The sequence below is a fragment of the Brachybacterium sp. SYSU DS0246 genome (genome assembly GCF_059391765.1).
Map to the genome: position 1 here is coordinate 1 of NZ_JBZXYT010000011.1, position 18242 is coordinate 18242.

Here is an 18242-nt window from a genome sequence, read left to right on the forward strand (position 1 = left end):
AGATGATCATCGGAGACCCGAACGTCCACACGTGCAGCAGGATGATCGTGCCCAGCGCCGTATCGGGATTGGACACCCAGCCGGGCAGGTTCTCGAATCCCAGCATCTCCCCGATCTGATTGACCAGACCGCTGGCGCCGAACATCTGGCGCCACAGGATCGCGATCGCGACCGAGCCGCCCAGCAGGGACGGCAGATAGAACACCGAGCGATAGAACGCCAGCGCCTTCATGCCCTGGTTCAGCACCACCGCCAGCAGCAGCGCCGCCAGCAGCTGCAAAGGCGTACCCACGAACACGTAGATGAACGTGACCACCAGCGAGTTGTGCAGCCGCGAATCACCGATCATCTCCTTGATGTTCGCCAGCCCCACGAACTCCGGCGGAGCCAGCAAGCTGTAATCGGTGAATGCCAGGGCGAACGAGGCGATCATCGGGATCAGCGTGATCCCGAGGAACCCCAGCAACCACGGCAGCATGAACACCATCGCCGGCTTGTTGTCGGGGTGCTTCTCCTTGACACCACCCTTCTGGCGGCGCCGCGACGCCAGCTGCGTCAGCTCTCCCACAGCGCTCATGAACTACTTCCCTTCTCGGATTCTTCGGTGCCGCCGGCCCGGCGGGGAGTTCTCCCCACCGGGACCGGCGACGTGCGGCCGGGCTCAGGTCGAACCACGATGAGCCGGATCAGCCGATGGCCGCGTCGAGCTCGTCGAGCAGGCGCTGCCCGCCCTCCTCGGCGGTGATCGTGCCGAACAGCACGTCCTCCCCGACCCGCTTGAGGATCGCCTCGAACTCGCCGCCGCCCTGCGGGGTGAGCTCGGGAGACGGTCCGAGCTCGCTCTCGATGGACTCCAGGAAGTCCACGGCCTTGAGGTTCGCCTCGTCGAGGTCGGGCACGATGGCCTCGCGCACCGTGAGGTTGCCGGGGACCCCGCGCTCGACGGAGAGGATCTTCCCGGCCTCGGGCGAGTTCACGAGGAAGTCCACGAAGGCGACGGCCGCCTCGGGGTTCTGGGACGCCTGGGAGACCGCCCAGTACATCGAGGCCTTGTACCACAGCTGCGCATCGGCGGCGGAGCCCGTCACCGATGGCGGTCGCAGCACCTGGACGCCGCCGGGGATGACAGCATCGTGGGCGACGACCTGATTGGACCAGGCCACCGTCATGGCGACGCGCCCGGTGGAGAACAGGGTCTGGTCCAGGGTCTGGTTGGCGTCCTCGACCGACGTGCTCGCGTCGGGCCCGGCCCCGGAGTCCTGGATCCGCAGTGCGTACTCGAGCAGCGAGGTCGCCACCGAGGCGTCGAAGCCGGGCCCGCCGTCCTTGTACTGGTCCTGGCCCTGCTGGCGCGCCCAGACCTGGAACATGCCCTGGACGGGGCCCAGCTGGGAGACGCCCCAGGTGCCGTCGGGCGTGGCCTCGGAGATCTGGACGGCGGTGTCGATGAGGTCGTCCCAGGTCCAGGTGGTGTCGTCGGGGATCTCGACCCCGGCCTCCTCGAACATGGCGGGGCTGATGAGGAACGTGAACGAGTTCAGCCCGGCGTTGATCGCGACCAGGCCCTTGCCCTCGACCTCACCGACCTCGACCGATCCCTCGGCGAACTCGTCGGTGGCCAGGCCCGCCTCGGCGAGGTCCAGCAGCTGGTCGCGGCCGCCGTACTCGCTGAGGTACTTCTCGTCCATCTGGACGATGTCGGGGAAGTCGCCGCCGGCGGCCTGGGTGGCCAGCTTGTCCCAGTAGCCGCCCCACTCCCCCGGCTCCGGCGTGATCGTCACGGAGTCGTCGACCTCCTTGTAGGCCTCGACCACGTTGGCGGTGTTCTCGTCGCGGGTGGGGTTCCCCCACCAGGCCAGGCGGAGTGCGGCGGCGCCGTCGGAGCCGCTGGACCCGCCGGAGGCGTTGGGGCCGCAGGCGGCGAGCCCGGCCAGACCGGGAGCGGCGAGGCCGAGCGCGAGGGCTGAGCGTCGGGTGTACATGAGATCTCCTTTGATCGTCGAGAGCGCCGCCGGGGCGGCTGGGTACGGAATTCTGGAGCCGCCCCGAGCGAGAGGCGGCGGGTCGGGACGACCGCCGTGGTCGCCGTCGACCGGAACGGCCTCCGGGTCCCGGGTCCTGGCTCCCGGTGCTGGGTCCTGACTCCTGTGTCGTGGGTCCTGGTTCCCGGGTGCTGGGCGCTGCGTGGCTCGCGGCGCCGGGATCCCGGTGATGGAGCTCTTTCATGATGAGACGTGGCGTGAACGGTGCCGGCTCCGTGGCCGGTGCCTGCACCGGATCGTGTGGTGGCCGTCACGGAGAACGACCACCTAAGGAAAGCGCTTGACCGTCGGCTTGTCAACCCGACTCCCGAGGGGCCCCGACGCAGGATTTCCCACCGTTGCCCAACCGTTGCCTTGCGCGACTCGGCGGGCTCTTGTGTGTCCCGCACCACATGATTAGTCTGAGCCCACAACTAACCCTGAAACGACTCAGTCCGTCTCCCGCCCATTATGCCCTGCCCCCACCCCGCAGGCGGGCCGGGATCGCCCGCTCCTCAGCTCCGTCAGCCCCGTGCTGACGGGCCCGCCCCTTGTCGAAGGATCAATGATGATCTCCCGCCGAAGCACGCTCGGACTGCTCGCCGCAGCCGGCACCTTTCCTGCTCTGTCCACGCTCGCCGCCTGCGGCCCGAACGCCGCCGACGAGGGCGACGAGAACTCCGTGCGGATCTACTGGTGGGGCGGTGAGCTCCGGGACGGCATGACCCGGGAGGCCCTCGACCTCTTCTCCGAGTCCCACCCGGACATCAGCGTCTCCCCCGAGTACAGCGAATGGACCGGCTATTGGGACAAGCTCGCCACGCAGACCGCCGGCGGCGACTCGCCCGATGTCATGCAGATGGACGAGGCCTACATCGACTCCTACGGCACCCGCGGGTCCCTCCTCGACCTCGAGAGCGTCTCGGACGTGCTGGATCTCAGCGCCATGGACGAGGACATGCTCGAGACCGGGCGCCTGGCCGACGGCACCCTCGTCGGTGCACCGCTGGGCATAGGGATCTTCGCCGTCGGGGTGAACCCCACGATCCTCGAGCAGGCCGGGGTCGAGATGCCGGACGACACCACCTGGACCTGGGACGAGTTCGCGCAGATCGCCACGTCGGTCACCGACTGGGCGCAGGGCGCCGGCGAGGACGTCGTCGGCTTCGACTTCTTCGGGACCTCCGCCGCGGAGCTCGCCGCCTGGGCCCGCCAGAGCGGTGAGCAGCTGTTCCCGCGCGAGGACGAGATACTGATCAGCAAGGACACGATCGTCGCCTACCTCGAATACGCGCTGGGCCTGGTCGAGAGCGGCGCCGTCCTCGCCCCCGGCGAGCAGCTGGAGGATTTCAACGCCGGCGTGGAGCAGGGCCGGTTCGGCAACAACCGCTCGGCCTTCCACCTCCAGTTCCATACCCAGGTCCAGACGTTCCAGGCCTCCTCGGGCTCCCCGCTGCAGCTGCTGCGGCTGCCCGCCCGCAGCAGCGGTGACCACCAGATGGTCAACAAGGCCTCGATGTACTGGTCGATCTCCGCCGACACCGCCAACCCGGACGGCTCGGCGACGCTCGTGGACTTCCTGCTGCGCGATCCCGAGGCGGCCAAGATCCTCAAGATCGAGCGCGGGGTGACGGCCTTCCCCGACCTGCAGGAGGAGATCGAGCCCGCCCTCGATGAGAACGAGATGGTCTCGCTCGACTTCGCCCGCGACATGCAGGCCGAGGTAGTACGGCCACCACTGGTGACACCCGCCTCGGGAGTCGGCTTCGGCGACGAGTTCAGCAGGCTCAGCGAGGAGTCGCTGTTCGGCAGCCGCCCGCCGGAGGACGTCGCCGACGAGATCCTCACCCAGCTCGAGAGCATGCAGCCCGAGACCTGAGGCAGCCCGGGCTCTGAGGCAGCCCGCATGCAGGAGGAACCATGACGTTGACCAGACGCACCGCGATGACCACGGTGCCCCTCGGCGCCCTCGCCCTGAGCGGTCTGGCCGCCTGCGGCCCCAACAGCGGCGGTGGAGGCTCGGGCGAGGACGGCGGCGACTCGCTGCGCTTCTCCTGGTGGGGGAATCCGGAGCGCGCCGAGACCACCCAAGCCGTGATCGACCTGTTCATCGAGCGCAACCCCGACGTCACCATCAGCGGTGAGCCCGCGGACCTCGCCAGCTACTTCGACCGGCTCGCGACGTCGGTCGCCGCCGGGGACGAGCCCGACGTGATCACGATGGGCGGCGCCTACCCCGCCGAGTACGTCGCCCGCGACGTCCTGCTGGACCTCAGCACCGTCGAAGACACCCTCGACCTCTCCGAGATGGACGACGTGGCTCTGACCAACGGTCAGGTCGACGGCACCCAGTACGCCGTGACCACGGGCATCAACGCCCCCGGGATGATCGTCAATCCTGCCGTGCTGGAGGCCGCCGGCGTCGAGATGCCCGATACGGAGACCTGGACCTGGGAGGACTACCGCGAGATCGCCACGGCCGTGAGCGAGGGCAGCCCCGAGGGCACCTTCGGATCCGGCACGGTGTTCACGCACGACTCGGTGGACCTATGGGCGCGTCAGCACGGGGAGATCCTCTACACCGAGGACGGGCAGATCGGTGTGAGTGCCGAGACCGTGGAGGCGTTCTTCGAGTACTCGACATCGCTGATCGATTCCGGGGCGAGCCCGAGCGCCGAGCAGATCGTGGAGCTCACCGACGTCGGGCCCGAGCAGACCCTCATGGGCCGCGGGCTCGCCGGCTTCGCCCTCGACTGGTCCAGCTCTCTGACCGCCCTGGCCACGGCCTCCGGCGCCGCTCTGGAGATCGTCAAGATCCCCGGCGAGTCGCAGGAGCCGGGCGCCTGGCTGCAGTCCTCCCAGTTCTACACGATCTCCGCTCGCACGGCGTCCCCTGACCTCGCCGCGAAGTTCGTCAGTTTCCTGGTCAGCGACCTGGACGCCGCGAAGCTCATCCTCACCGATCGCGGGGTCCCGGCCATCGAATCGGTGCGCCAGGCGATCCTCGAGGAGCTCTCCGAGACCGCACAGCGCGAGGTCGAGTACATCTCCGCACTCGGCGAGATGGACCTGAAACAGACCTGGATCGGTCCCGCGGGGTCCACCGCGGTCGAGGAGATCACCCCGCGCCACCAGAACGCCGTGCTGTTCGGCGACGCGACGCCCGCCGACGCCGCGGAAGCGTGGCACCAGGAGGCCGTGGCCGCCGTGGAAGCATGACCCCGCCCTCTGCCAGCATCCCGTCCGCTACCAACACCCCACCCGCCGCCAGCACCCCGCCCGCCGCGAGCACCCCCTCCGAGAGGCCGTTATGGGGAGGTCCAAGTGGCCCTGCAGAGGGGGTGCTCGCCCGACGCCCCGGGCCGCCACGGCGACGGGGTGCGCCCGGCCCCGGGTCGCCGCCACGGCGACGGGGTGCGCCCGGCCCCGGGTCGCCGCCGGCCACGCGCCGTTAAACTCCGCGACACACCGGAGCGCTAACGTGCCCTGACACGACAGGCCGGGCGGACGGAGACGGGCATGAACTTCACCGAGTGGTCCCTCCGCCTCATGGATTTCCTCGGCGGGCCGGGGCTGGCCCTGGTCATCGCCGCCGAAGCACTGTTCCCCCCGGTCCCCGGCGAGATCCTGCTGCCGTTCTCCGGCGTCAGCGCCGCGGCGAACGGGCAGAGCTTCCTGGTGCCGCTGTTCTGGACCACGCTGGGCTCCGTCCTCGGCGGGCTGGGGGTGTACACCGTCGGTCGGGCACTGGGCCTGGCCCGCACCCAGGCCCTCGTCCGCCGGATCCCGCTGATGGAGACCAAGGACGTCGACGTCGCGATGCGGTTCTTCGAGCGATGGGGATTCCCGGCGGTGGCGATCGCCCGCTTCGTGCCGATGGTGCGCACCTTCATCTCCATCCCGGCGGGGATCGAGAAGATGCCGGTCTCCCTGTTCGCCCTGGCCACCGGCCTCGGCTCGGGCATCTGGAACGCCGCGTTCGTGATCGCCGGGTACTTCTTCGGCCAGGCCGGCGGGGAGGCGCTCGAAGCGTTCGTGCGGATCTACTCCTCGATCCTCGCGGGCATCGGGATCCTGGCGCTGATCGGTTTCATCATCCAGCGGGTGAGGGGCTCGCGCGAAGTCACCGACGGCGAGGAGAAGGCCTTCGGCGAGGGCGGGGACCGGGCCGAAAAGACAGCCCTCGACGAGGGTGAGGTCCGAGCCGAGGAGCCGGCTGGCGACGAGGGCGACGGCCGGCGCCGGACACAGAGCGAGGACGCGCCTGTCGCCGGGGCCGACGGCACGGGCGGCGCCAGGGTCGACGGTACGGGCGACACCGGCCCCGACGGCACGGGCGGTGCCGGGCCCGACTCAGCGGCCCGGCCCGGCTCAGCGGCCGGGCCCGGCTCGGGTGCCGGTCGCCACAGCGGTGCCGACCCTGAGCGCGCGCGGCCTACATTGGAGAGATGAGCACCTCGCACGACCCCGTCGAGGACGGTCGCACCGGGGCCGGCGCCCCCGTCGGCCGGGCCGGACCCGCAGGGGACGTCGGCCGCTGGTTCTCCACCGCCGCCGCTCCCGTCGGCCGCTCCCCCGCCCCGGCCCCTTCCCGGCGCCACGGACGTCGGGCCGCCTGGGGACCGATGGCCAGCGCGCAGTACGGGCTCGAGAGTCCGACGGCGGACATCGAGGCGGGTCTCGACCTGCTGCGCGGAGCGCCGGTGGCGGTGCTGACCGGTGCGGGGATGTCCACCGGTTCGGGACTGCCGGACTACCGCGGCCGCGACGCCGTACCCCGCTCACCGATGACGTATCAGGAGTTCATGGGCCATGACCTGGCCCGCCGCCGCTACTGGGCGCGCTCCACCGTCGGCTGGGAGCAGTTCGCCCGTGCCCGGCCCGGCCCCGCGCATCACCTGCTGGCCGCCCTCGCCGGCCCCGCGTTCCCCACCACCGGGGTAATCACCCAGAACGTCGATGGGCTCCACCAGGCGGCCGGCTCCCATCCGGTGATCGACCTGCACGGTCGCCTGGACCGGGTGCGCTGCCAGCAGTGCGACACCCTCACCTCCCGCGCGACGCTGCACTCACGGATGCTGGTGATGAATCCGGAGCTGGCGGCGCGGCTGCCGGAGCTGGCGGCCGACGCCGCCCAGGCGCCCGACGGGGACGCCGAGGTGGACCGCACCAGCAGGTTCCGCTATCCGGGCTGCCCGTTGTGCGGCGGGATCCTCAAGCCCGACGTGGTGTTCTTCGGCGAGTCCGCGCGGCCCGAGGTGGTCGCGGCGGCGTTCGCAGCGCTCGAGGCGGCCGACGCGCTGCTGGTGCTCGGCTCGAGCCTCTCGGTGCAGTCGGGACTGCGTTTCGTGCGCGCCGCCGGCCGACAGGGAAAGCCGGTGGTCATCCTCAACGACGGCCCCACCCGAGCGGACCCCGACGCCACGGTGCGCCTGCACGGGCGGATCGAGGAGGTGCTCGCCGTGTGGGCGCGAGCGACCGGGGCCGGGTCCGGTTCCTGACAGGTCGGCCCGGGGTCAGCGGCCCTGCCCGGCGTCAGCCGCCCTGCGCAGGGTCAGCGGCCCCGCGGGCTCCAGGCCGAATAGCCGCCCTCGAGGTGCCGCAGGCGCCCTTCGCGCCCGTGCCAGGATCCGCGCAGCCGTTCCAGGGCCCGGGCTGAGCGTGACCCGGCCTGGCAGTACAGGACGGTCTCGGTACCCAGCGTGCCGTCGGGAAGCGCGTCCGCGCCATGCTCGAGGATCTCCCCGACCGGCACGTGCACGGCCCCCTCGATGGTGCCGGCGGCGACCTCCCAGTCCTCGCGCACATCGATCAGCGTGATCCCCGCGCTCCGGGCGAGCAGCTCCCGCAGAGCGGAGGCATCGAGGGTCTCCTCCGGCCCCGGACCGCCGCTGTGGCACGCGGGGTCCGCGGCGGCCGGGACCTGCACCCGGGTGGCCGGGGTGCGATCCGGGTCCGGCTCCAGGCGCAGCGTGCGCGAGCTGCTGGTGGCCTCGTCCCACAGCAGCAGTCGCCCCACCAGGGGGTCGCCGGTGCCGGTGACCAGCTGGATCACCTGGGCGGCCATGATCGTCCCCAGCAGTCCGGGCAGGGAGCCCAGCACGCCCGCCTCGGCGCAGGAGGGTGCGTCCCCGGGGGCCGGGGGTTCGGGGAACAGGTCGCGGTAGTGGGCGCCGCGGCCGGGCCAGAACACGCTGGCCTGTCCCTGGCCGCGCAGCACGGCCGCCCACACCATCGGCACCCCGGTGATCTCGCTGGCATCGGCGACCACGTAGCGGGTGGCGAAGTTGTCCGAGCCGTCCACGACCACGTCGTAGCGCCCGACGAGGTCGACAGCACCCTCCGGGCTGAGCCGCTGGTGGTGCGCCTCGACGGCGACCTCGGGGTTCAGCCGCTGGGCGGCGCGGGCGGCCGATGCGACCTTCGGGGTGCCGACGTCCTCAGTGCCGTGGATGACCTGGCGATGGAGGTTGGAGACGTCGACGTCGTCGTCATCGACGATGCCGATCGTGCCGATCCCGGCTCCGGCGAGATAGCTCAGCGCCGGGCTGCCCAGGCCGCCGGCCCCGATCAGCAGCACCCGCGCCGCGCGCAGGCGGCGCTGGCCCAGGGTGCCGATCTGGTCGAGGGTGATCTGGCGCCGGTAGCGCTCGATCTGCTCCGCCGTCAGCTCGGGGCCGGGTTCGGCGAGCGGTGGGAGCCTCTGGCCGTGGGATACGGCGGCCGACGGGCTGCGGTCGGGGACGGCCCTCACCATGACTCGGCCATCCGTCCGGTCGCGGCGGGCGCCCCGGCCGCGCCGACCGCCTCGCCGTTCCCGGCATCGCCGGCGTCGGTCTCGATGAGCCCCTCGAAGCTGGAGGAGGCCAGCGCCAGGCGGCGCTGCGGGATCCGTCCGGCCCCGGCGGCGGCGCGACCCGCGCGCACGGCCCAGTCCATCGCCCGGGCCATGGCCTCGGGGTCCTGGGCGCGGGTGACGGCGCTGGCCACGAGCACGGCGTCGCATCCCAGCTCCATGGCCAGCGCCGCGTCCGAGGCGGTGCCGATCCCGGCGTCGAGCACGATCGGAACGCTGGCCTGGGCGGTGATCAGCTCGATGTTGTGCGGGTTCAGGATGCCCAGTCCCGTCCCGATCGGTGAGCCGAGCGGCATCACCGCGGCGGCGCCGGCGTCGGCGAGGTGACGGGCCAGCACGGGATCGTCGGTGGTGTAGGGCAGCACGGTGAAGCCGCGCCGGACCAGCTCGGCGGTCGCCTCGACCAGTTCGATGCCGTCGGGCAGCAGGGTGTCCTCGTCGGCGATGACCTCGAGCTTGATCCAGTTCGTCTCCAGCGCTTCACGGGCGAGCTCCGCGGTGAGGATGGCGTCGCGGGCGCTGAAGCAGCCGGCGGTGTTGGGCAGCACCTTGATCCCGAGCCGCTCGAGCAGCGTGAACACCGAGTTGCCGGTGGCCGCGGAGAAGCGGCGCATCGCGACGGTGGTCAGCGCGGTGCCGGAGGCGACCAGGGCGCGTTCGAGCGCGGCGAGGTCGGTGGCCCCGCCGGTGCCCATGATCAGGCGCGATGTCAGGGGCGTGCCGGCGATGGTGAAGGAGTCGTCGGCGAGGTCGGGACGTGCGGAGGGGCGGGTCATGGGTCAGCCTCCCTGCACGGCGGTGACGAACTCGCAGCGCGCGCCATCGGGCACGGGCGTCGTGGCCCAGCGGGTGCGGGGCACGACGGTGTCGTCCAGGGCGACGGCGACGCCGAGCGGACTGCCGTCGCTCGCGCGGCCGTCCTCGCCGATCTCCTGGCCGAGGCGGGAGCTGACCAGGTCGCGGACGGTGCTTCCCGGCGGGAGTGCGACCTCGTCGCCGTTGACGGTCAGGGACAGATTCATGGGTTCTCCTGGGCGGATGAGGCGGTGGCGCTGGGTACGGGGGATGGCGGGAGGGACGCCGTCGGCGGTGGGATGGTGAAGCGTTCGGGCCGGACCGCGTCGAGCAGCTGCGAGCGGGGCGCGGCGGGGTCCTCGAGCAGCTCGGCGGTGCGCTGGGCGGCCCAGGCGGACAGCAGGATCCCGTGGCGGTGGTAGCCGGTCGAGACGATCACGCGGTCATCGCCGGGCACGGGGCCCAGCAGCGGGAGGTCATCGGGGGTGCCGGGGCGTGCCCGGGTGGTGACCTCGACCAGTTCGGTCTCCCGCACGGACGGGGCGATCTCGATCGCGTCCTGGAGCAGCTGGTGGACGCCGCCGGTGGAGGTGCCGGCGAGGTCGTCCTCGCGGCTGGTGGCACCGATGACCAGGTGGCGATCGGCGCGCGGGACCAGGTAGACGGATCGTCCCCGCACGGTGGCGCGCACGGTGCGGGCCACCAGGTTGTCCTCGCCCGGGGCCAGCAGCGAGGTCGGCACGCGCACGCGCAGGATGTCGCCGTGGACGGGGCGCAGGGCGAGGTCGAGGCGGCGGTGCGGGCCCGCGATCTCTCCCGCACCGAGCCCTGCGGCCAGCACGATCCTCTCGGCGTCGATCTCCTCGAGCGAGGTGAGGCGGCGACGGTGGATGGGAACGGCGGGGCCGTCCCCGGGTCCGCCCGCTCCGGCCAGGATGTCCTGGACGGCGGCGGCCAGGCGCCGCGGGTCGACCTGGTGGTCGTGCTCGATCAGCTGCGCGCCGGCGATGCCGCGGGCCAGGGCGGGCTCGAGACGGCGCAGCTCCCGGGGCGGGAGCTCGCGGACGGCCGCTCCGGTGGAGCGCTGGATCTCGGCCAGGTCGCGCAGCGCGGCGGCGTCGGCGTGGTCCCGCCCGATGACCACGGTCGAATCGTCCCGGTAGCCGGGGTCCACGCTGGTGCGCGCGGCGAGGCGGCTCGCGAGATCGCGGTGCGCCTGGGAGGCCTCGCGCATTATGGCCCACAGCGGGCCCTGCCCGACCTGGATCTCCGCGGCGGGGGCGAGCATCCCGGCGGCCGCGAACGTGGCCCCGTCGGCGACCCCCTCGGCGTGGATCTCCACGCGGTGACCACGCGCTCGCAGCTCGGCGGCGGTGAGCAGGCCGACGATGCCCGCGCCGATGACGGCGACATGCATGGCACGCATCCTGAGATTCCTCCTGACGGCGGCATGATCCGCATCCAGTGCTGGTGGTCGGCGCGCTGCGCCCTCTCAGCCCGGCGTCTCGGGCTCCCACGGAACCCCTCGAGTCTACGCGCCGGCGCAGACGCCGACGAGCCGGCGGGCCAGTGCCTGCGGCACGGTGCCGGCGGCACGGCGCCGGCAGGCCGGAGATTCCGGGTCCCGGTCACGCTCTGTGCCAGGCTGTGCCCATGAACGCTCACTCGTCGGCGACCAGCGAGGCCGGTGCCCGGCGCCGCGAAGCCCTGCGCGCCTCCCGCCTGTACGTCTGCGTCGATCTCTCGCGCGGGCTCGAGGGCCTGCTGGCTTTCGCCGAGGCCGCCTTCCGCGGCGGGGTGGACATCCTGCAGGTGCGGGACAAGGCGGCCGAGGCCCGCGCCGAGGTCGAGGCCCTGCGGGCGCTGCGGCCGATCGCCGACGCGCACGGCACGCTGCTGGCGGCCAATGACCGGGCCGACGTCGCCGCGCTGGCCGGCGCGGACATCCTCCACCTCGGCCAGGGCGACCTGAGCACGCTGGATGCCCGTGCGCTGCTGGGCCGGGACGTCCTGATCGGCCGCTCGACCCGCACCACGGAGCAGATGGAGGCGGCCGACGCCGATGCGGGCCTGGACTACTTCTGCACCGGTCCGGTGTGGGCGACGCCGACGAAGCCGGACCGCGCCCCCGTCGGCCTCGACCTGCCGCGCGCCGCCGCCCGGCGGACGGGGGAGGCGAAGCCGTTCTTCGCCATCGGCGGAGTCGACGCGGAGCGTGTCCCCGAGCTGCTCGCCGTCGGCGCCGAGCGGATCGTGGTGGTCCGCGCCGTGACCGAGGCCGACGATCCCGAGGCAGCGGCCCGGACGCTGCGGGACGCCCTCACGAGCTGACCGGCGCTGAGACGTCCTCACGAGCTGAGGGGTCCCGCGGAAGCCTCTGACCAGCGGGATGGGCCGCGCGCGGGGGCCGGCGAATCCTGCGGGAGGCGCTCAGGAGACGACGGCCGCGGCGAGTGCGACCAGGTCGCCCGCGTCGACGGGCCGGAACTCCAGCGGCGGGTCCTCGGCGGCCGGGTCCAGCGCCTCCATCGTGAGCACCTCGCTGCCGGTGACATACACGCTGACCTGCTGCACGCTGTCGTCGTCGGTGTGCACGGTGGTCAGCACGCTCTGGGCACGGGTGTCGGCGAGCCGGGCGGCGAGCGGGTGTCCCGAGGCGAGCTCGGTGCGGCGCACGGTGACCGGGGCGCCGCCCTGGCCGGCGACGGAGCTCGGGTCGATCAGCGTGGCGATCCGGGCGGGGACCTGCTCGACCCGCAACGGCGTGAAGTGGTGGATGCCCGACGGGGTCACTTCCTCCTCGAGCACACCAGTTTCATGGACGTAGTAGTACGCGCGGCTGACCAGCGGGCCGCTCTCGGACTGCACCGTGCGCTCCGCGGTGGCGAATCGCGCGGCGGTGCGGCGCAGCAGCTGGCAGCCGCGGAGCTCGGTGCCGGCCACCCATCGCAGCCGCCCGGTCGCCCCGTCCCGGGCAGCATTCACCCGCCCGTCGGCGATCAGCGAGCGCAGTCCGACGTCGGCCGCGACGGCGGCCTGGTCGGGGCGCTGGTCGAGCCAGGGCATGGCGGTGAACTGGGGCTGCTGGTGCCCGTCGAGACCGGCCAGCTGCTCATCGCTCAGCGACAGCAGCCGGCGGGGCTCGCCGCCGTCGGCCTGGTCCAGGACGTGGTGCGCGGCGGAGCTGTCCGGCGCCGAGGAGCCCGCGCGCGGCGACGGATCGGTCTGGTCGGTCGGGCGCTCGCTCATGGCCGCGACACTACCGCCCGTCACCCCTGGCCGCGCCGGCGCCGTGCGCGGACAATGAGCGGTGACCCCGTCGTCGTGGCGGACAGAGCGAAGGAGAGCAGCCGCATGAGCGCCGACCATCCCGTGTGCGACCTCAACGCCGATCTCGGTGAGGGCTTCGGCGCGTGGTCGATGGGTGATGACGCGGCCATGCTCGAGGTGGTGACCACGGCGAACATCGCCTGCGGAGGGCACGCCGGGGATCCGGGGACGATGCGCGCCGCCTGCCGGGCCGCCGCCGAGCACGGGGTCGCGATCACCGCGCACGTCGCCTACCCGGACCTGGCCGGTTTCGGCCGGAGATTCCTGGACATCGCCCCGGCCGACCTCACCGATCTGCTGATCGTCCAGGTCGGCGCGCTGGAGGCGATGGCCCGCGCCGAGGGCACCGCGGTGCGGGGCGTGAAGCCCCACGGCGCTCTGTACAACACCCTGGCTCGCCACGAGGGCCAGGCCGGCGCCGTGATCCAGGCGCTGCGCGACCTCGGGGACCTCCCGCTGGTCGCCGCGCCCGGCGCCGTGGTGGTGGAGAGGGCACGGGAGGCCGGGATCGAGGTGGTGCTTGAGGGCTTCACCGACCGCGCCTACCTGGGCGATGGCACCCTGATGCCGCGCAGTCGCCCGGGCGCTGTGCTCACCGACCCGGAGGCGGTCGCCGAGCAGGCACTGTCGATCGCCTCCGAGGGACGGGTGCGCACGGCCGACGGCAGCGGGCTCGACCTGCCGTGCCGCTCCCTGTGCCTGCACGGGGACACTCCCGGGGCGGTCGCGCTGGCCCGCACCGTCCGGGACCGGCTCGAGGCGGCGGGCGTGCACCTGGAGGCGGCGCTGTGACCGGCGCCGCCGCACCCGAGGCGGGATGGCTGCTGGCCCCACCGCTGCGCGTGCACCGGGCCGGGGAGACCGCGATCCTGGCCGAGTACCCCGACACCCGTGCCGTGCTGGCCGCCGCGGCCGCGGTGCGCGAGCTGGCTCCCCCTGCCCTGATCGAGCTGGTCCCGGCGGAGCGGACCCTGCTGCTTGGAGGCTCCGTCGCACGGGACCTGCGGGAGCTGACGGAGCTGCTTCAGCACCTGCGCGCGGCTCCGGGCGAATCGGCCGGGGACACGGAGCACCGGATCGGCGTCGTCTACGACGGGGAGGATCTCGTCGAGACCGCCGAACTGCTGGGCATGAGCACCGAGACGCTGATCCATACCCACACCGCGACCACCTGGACCGCGGCCTTCGGCGGCTTCGCCCCCGGTTTCGCCTATCTCGTGGCCGACGAGGCGGGGGATCCCGACGGAGCAGGACGCACTGCCGGGGCAGGACGCACCGCCGGGCCTCCGTGGGAGGTGCCGCGCCGCACCGAACCGCGGGCCACCGTGCCGGCCGGCGCCGTCGGCCTCGCCTCCCGCTACTGCGGGATCTACCCGCGCCCCTCCCCCGGCGGCTGGCAGCTCATCGGCCGCACCGACGTCGACCTCTTCGATCCCAGCCGTGAGCCGCCCGCCCTGCTGACGCCCGGCACCCGGGTGCGGTTCACCGCGCAGCGGCCGACGGCGCGGACCGCCCGGCCGGCCACGACCCTCGCACGCGCCGGGCGCGAGGCCGCGGCCGCACCCGCCCGGCTCACCCGACGGCGAGGCGCGACCGGGACGCCGAACACCGAGGGCACCCCGGCGCTGGAGGTCCTCTCCCCCGGTCCGCTCACCCTCCTCCAGGACGACGGCCGGCCCGGTCGCGGCGCGATCGGCGTGAGCCCGTCGGGAGCGTTCGACCGCGGCGCCCTGGTCCAGGCGAACCTCGCGGTGGGCAACCCCGCCCACGCCACCGTGCTCGAGACGCTGATGGGACCGCTGCGGCTGCGGGCGTCGGCCGCCACGGTGATCGCGGTGGCCGGGGCCCCGGCCCGCCTCACGGTGCGGCGGGACGACCCCGAGGCCGCCCCGCTCGACCTCACCGCCGGAGAGGGACGCGGCGCCCCGATCGCCCTGGACCGCGGCGACGAGGTCGAGCTCGGGCCGGCGGCGGCCGGACTGCGCCTGGTCATGGCCGTCCGGGGCGGGATCCGCGCGGTGCGACGGTCCGAGCGCTCCGGCGAGACCGGCGCCTCGGCGGAGCAGCCCGACGGGACCGTCGGCCGGGCCGGCGACGCGAGCAGGGCCGCGGCGGCGACCCCGACCGGCGGGGCGGTGCTCGGGTCGCGCTCGCGCGACACCCTCTCCGGTCTCGGCCCCGAGCCGCTGGCCGCCGGGGGCCTCCTGCTGGCCGGTCCCGTGCGCGGGCTCGATGCAGTCCCCGGCCAGATCGCGCTGCTGGTGATCGATGCTCCCGCCGGCGGGGACGCCCTGCCCGCCCCCTCACCGCTCGAGATCCCGATCCATCCCGGCCCGCGCGATGACCTGCTCGGCCCATCGGCCCTGGAGGCGCTGCTCGCCACGGAGTGGACGGTGCGCCCGGACTCGGATCGCATCGGCGTGCGCCTGGACGGCACTCCCCTGCCCGTGCCCGACGGCGCGGCGAGTCTGCCCAGCGAGGCGATGGTCCTCGGGGCGATCCAGGTGCCGCCCTCGGGGCTGCCGGTCGTGTTCGGCCCGGATCACCCCACCACCGGCGGCTACCCCGTGATCGCGGTGGCCACCCGCACCGGGCTCGATCTCCTGGCGCAGGCCGCGCCCGGCGTGACCGTGCGCTTCGTACGCGCAGAGTGACGCCGACAGTGACACGCCGACAGTGACACGATGGGGCCATGCCGCGTCTGCTGCCCGATCCCGCCTACTTCGCCTCCCTGCCCAAGGTCATCAGTTCGGGGGCGGTGATCCTGCGTGACGAGGACGACCGGTTCGTGGTCGAGAAGCCCAACTATCGCGATCACTGGCTGCTGCCCGGCGGCGGCGTGGACCCCGGCGAGGATGCCCGCCAGTGCGCGCAGCGGGAGGTGCTCGAGGAGCTCGGGCTCGACCTCGAGGTGGGCCGGCTGCTCGCGGCGAACTGGTCCCCGGCGAACCCGGCGCGCAGCGCCCCGATGGCGGTCCACTTCGTCTTCGACGCCGGGGTGGTCCCCCGCGCCGAGCTGGAGGCGAACATCGTGCCGCAGGCCTCCGAGCTCGACGACTGGGCACTGATCGACGAGGCCGACGCCGACATCCTCTCCCCCTGGGGAGGGGCCCGCGCGCGCCGCGCCCTGGCTGTCCTGCGCGGCGAGGCCCAGCCCGACCTGTTCTGACGGACCGGTCTGGTCCGAGGCGCTGACCTGATCCAGTGCCGAGCCGGACGCGCCGTGGCAGGCCTGACCGGCCTGCCCGGGCGCGCTCAGCTGCCGGTGACCGCCCGGCGGATCTCCGAGATCGGCATCTTCGGGGTGCGGTCCGCATTCAGCAGCCCGTTGGTCTCCTGCATGGTGTCGGTCAGCTGCGTGTAGCAGGAGCCGGACAGGAAGCTGCTGGCCCGGATCCCGTCGTACAGCGCGGTGATCCGTTCGATCCAGTCCTCGCCGTCGGTGGCGCGGGTGTAGCCCCATCCGTCGGCCCGCCGGGTCCCGTCCTGATAGTTCACGCCGCCGAACTCGGTGAGCATGACCGGCTGCCCGTGGTCCTCGGCGCCGCCGACGAGCTGGAACCGGCCGGACGGCGCGATCCCCTCGACGGCGCGCGTGCGGGCGGCCTCGTCGGCATAGGTGCGGGCCAGGGCGGCGCCGTCGCCCTCGTAGTCGTGGATCGTGAGGATGTCGGTGTTCTGCTGCTGCCAGCCGTCGTTGCAGACCACGGGGCGGCTGGGGTCCAGTGCACGCGTGAGATCGGTCAGCGCCCGGGCGTAGGCCTGCTGGGCCGGGTCGTCGGTGACGTGCTGGATGCCCCAGGACTCGTTCAGCGGCACCCAGGTCACGATCGAGGGATGGGAGACGTCCCGCTCGACGGCCGCCATCCACTCGGAGGTCAGCCGCTGGACGGCGAGGGCAGAGAACTCGTACGCCCCCGGCGCCTCGCCCCAGACCAGCAGACCGAGCCGGTCGGCCCAGTACAGGAAGCGCGGGTCCTCGATCTTCTGATGCATGCGGGCCGCGTTGAACCCGAGCGCCTTGATCAGCTCCACCTCGCGGCGGTGAGCCAGCGGCTCGGGCGCCGCCAGGTGGGACTCCGGCCAGAAGGCCTGGTCCAGCACGCTTCGGACGTCGTAGGGCTGGCCGTTCAGCAGGAACGCCCCACCGCCCACGGCGGTCGAACGCATCCCGAAGTAGCTGGTGACCAGGTCCAGCGGGCGGGAGCGGCCATCCAGCAGGGTGACCTCGGCGTCGACCAGACGGGGCTTCTCGGGCGACCACGTCAGCTCGTCCTGCGCCTGGCCGTTGCGCTGGCGGGCGACGGGGACCGTGAGCTCGAGCGTGGGGCGGGCATTCGTGGCCTCGACCTCGATCGTGCCGAGGTCCTCCTCGCGCTCGAGAAAGCGCAGCGTCACCCGCAGGCGGGACCCGGCCGGCGGGGCGCCGCGGAACCGGACCGTCAGGGACTGGGTCGTGGGGGTCGCCGGGCTCCAGCGCAGGTCGCGCACGGAGACGTCGGGGACAGCCTCGAGCCACACCGTCTGCCAGATGCCGGTGGTGCGGCGATACCAGATGGCGTGCGCCTCCTCGTGCCAGTCCTGCTTGCCGCGCGGCTGGGTCACATCCAGCGGATCGTCGGCGGCGCGGACGACCAGCAGGTGCTCGCCCTCCGGCGCGAGCAGCTCTGTGACGTCGAAGCTGAACGGCGTGTGGCCGCCTTCGTGCTCGCCGACGAACTGCCCGTCGATCCAGACCGAGGCGCGGTAGTCGACAGCGCCGAAGTGCAGCAGCAGACGGGGCGCGTCGTCACCGGAGCCGGCCTCGGCCAGCTGCGTGGCTCCGATGGTCCGTGAGTACCACACGACCGGATGGAAGCCGGGCTCGGCGATCCCCGAGGCCTCGGACTCCGGCGGGAAGGGGACCTGGATCTCGCGCGGCCGGTCGAAGCCGCGGCTCCAGCCCTCGGCGAGGCCGACGTCCGCGTCGTCATGGCGGAAGGACCAGGTCCCGGTGAGGTCGGCCCACTGTTCCCGCAGCAGCTGCGGCCTCGGGTAGGAGCCGTCCTGGCGGCTGGCCGGCGTCGGCGCGGGGCGGGCGGCTCCGTCGGCGGGGCCGGCAGTGGTTGCGGTGCCCGCAGGGTCGACGGGGCCGGCGGGGTCTGCGGAGGCGTCAGCGGTGCTCATGCCCGCCGAATTTACAGCGCTGGAAACTCCCGGTCAATCGGGATCCGGGAACGTCGCGGTCCGGGTACCGTTGG

16 protein-coding genes and 1 riboswitch are annotated in these 18242 nt (G+C 73.1%); of the genes, 8 read left to right on the plus strand and 8 right to left on the minus strand.

Going from position 1 to position 18242, the window contains the following annotated elements; translation table 11 throughout:
• Nucleotides 1-577: carbohydrate ABC transporter permease (locus tag AC5020_RS07020; RefSeq protein ID WP_464987723.1), on the minus strand; the 577-nt coding region annotated here is incomplete at its 3' end.
• Nucleotides 578-686: 109 nt separating this feature from the next.
• A complete protein-coding gene (locus tag AC5020_RS07025; RefSeq protein WP_464987724.1) occupies nt 687-1982 on the minus strand; it encodes an ABC transporter substrate-binding protein in 1296 nt (431 codons plus the stop codon).
• Between the two features lie 607 nt (nt 1983-2589).
• Here AC5020_RS07025 and AC5020_RS07030 point away from each other — a divergent pair.
• The 4 genes from AC5020_RS07030 (at nt 2590) to AC5020_RS07045 (ending at nt 7522) form a co-directional block, all read left to right on the plus strand.
• Nucleotides 2590-3900, plus strand: a complete 1311-nt coding sequence (locus AC5020_RS07030) for an ABC transporter substrate-binding protein (RefSeq protein WP_464987725.1) — start codon at nt 2590-2592, stop codon at nt 3898-3900.
• A 41-nt stretch (nt 3901-3941) separates the two neighbouring features.
• Entirely contained in the window at nt 3942-5240 is a 1299-nt protein-coding gene (locus AC5020_RS07035) for an ABC transporter substrate-binding protein (protein WP_464987726.1), read from the plus strand.
• A 300-nt stretch (nt 5241-5540) separates the two neighbouring features.
• Nucleotides 5541-6473 carry a DedA family protein gene (locus AC5020_RS07040; protein ID WP_464987727.1) on the plus strand — a complete coding sequence of 311 codons (933 nt, stop codon included), beginning with the start codon at nt 5541-5543 and terminating at the stop codon, nt 6471-6473.
• On the plus strand, nt 6470-7522 hold the full coding sequence (locus AC5020_RS07045; protein WP_464987728.1) for an NAD-dependent protein deacetylase: 1053 nt from the start codon (nt 6470-6472) through the stop codon (nt 7520-7522). Before AC5020_RS07040 ends, AC5020_RS07045 begins: the two co-directional genes overlap by 4 nt.
• 53 nt (nt 7523-7575) lie before the next feature.
• Here AC5020_RS07045 and AC5020_RS07050 read toward each other — a convergent pair whose 3' ends face one another.
• From AC5020_RS07050 to thiO, 4 genes are all read right to left on the minus strand, one after another.
• Nucleotides 7576-8778 carry a ThiF family adenylyltransferase gene (locus AC5020_RS07050; RefSeq protein WP_464987729.1) on the minus strand — a complete coding sequence of 401 codons (1203 nt, stop codon included), beginning with the start codon at nt 8776-8778 and terminating at the stop codon, nt 7576-7578.
• Nucleotides 8772-9653 (minus strand): thiazole synthase, encoded by an 882-nt coding sequence (locus AC5020_RS07055; RefSeq protein WP_464987730.1) that lies wholly within the window; start codon nt 9651-9653, stop codon nt 8772-8774. The genes AC5020_RS07050 and AC5020_RS07055 overlap by 7 nt, the downstream gene beginning before the upstream one ends.
• A 3-nt stretch (nt 9654-9656) precedes the next feature.
• On the minus strand, nt 9657-9899 hold the full coding sequence (gene thiS, locus AC5020_RS07060) for a sulfur carrier protein ThiS (RefSeq protein ID WP_377020241.1): 243 nt from the start codon (nt 9897-9899) through the stop codon (nt 9657-9659).
• Complete coding sequence (gene thiO, locus AC5020_RS07065; RefSeq protein ID WP_464987731.1) at nt 9896-11098, minus strand: glycine oxidase ThiO; 1203 nt, start codon at nt 11096-11098, stop codon at nt 9896-9898. The genes thiS and thiO overlap by 4 nt, the downstream gene beginning before the upstream one ends.
• Nucleotides 11093-11199, minus strand: a riboswitch (TPP riboswitch). It overlaps the preceding gene by 6 nt.
• A gap of 126 nt (nt 11200-11325) precedes the next feature.
• Here thiO and thiE point away from each other — a divergent pair.
• The gene (gene thiE, locus AC5020_RS07070; RefSeq protein WP_464987732.1) at nt 11326-12003 is read left to right on the plus strand and encodes a thiamine phosphate synthase; all 678 of its coding nucleotides are present in this window, start codon (nt 11326-11328) and stop codon (nt 12001-12003) included.
• A gap of 99 nt (nt 12004-12102) precedes the next feature.
• Here thiE and AC5020_RS07075 read toward each other — a convergent pair whose 3' ends face one another.
• Nucleotides 12103-12921: a hypothetical protein gene (locus tag AC5020_RS07075; protein ID WP_464987733.1), complete on the minus strand. Its 819-nt coding sequence runs from the start codon at nt 12919-12921 to the stop codon at nt 12103-12105.
• A 105-nt stretch (nt 12922-13026) separates the two neighbouring features.
• On the opposite strand from AC5020_RS07075, the gene AC5020_RS07080 reads away from it, so the two are divergent.
• The 3 genes from AC5020_RS07080 to AC5020_RS07090 are packed head-to-tail and all read left to right on the plus strand — an operon-like array spanning nt 13027 to nt 16171.
• Nucleotides 13027-13794, plus strand: a complete 768-nt coding sequence (locus AC5020_RS07080) for a LamB/YcsF family protein (protein ID WP_464987734.1) — start codon at nt 13027-13029, stop codon at nt 13792-13794.
• Complete coding sequence (locus AC5020_RS07085; RefSeq protein WP_464987735.1) at nt 13791-15656, plus strand: 5-oxoprolinase subunit B/C family protein; 1866 nt, start codon at nt 13791-13793, stop codon at nt 15654-15656. The genes AC5020_RS07080 and AC5020_RS07085 overlap by 4 nt, the downstream gene beginning before the upstream one ends.
• Before the next feature lie 38 nt (nt 15657-15694).
• Entirely contained in the window at nt 15695-16171 is a 477-nt protein-coding gene (locus tag AC5020_RS07090) for an NUDIX domain-containing protein (RefSeq protein WP_464987736.1), read from the plus strand.
• Nucleotides 16172-16257: 86 nt separating this feature from the next.
• Here AC5020_RS07090 and AC5020_RS07095 read toward each other — a convergent pair whose 3' ends face one another.
• Complete coding sequence (locus AC5020_RS07095) at nt 16258-18168, minus strand: glycoside hydrolase family 2 protein (protein ID WP_464987737.1); 1911 nt, start codon at nt 18166-18168, stop codon at nt 16258-16260.
• Between the last annotated feature and the right edge of the window lie 74 nt (nt 18169-18242).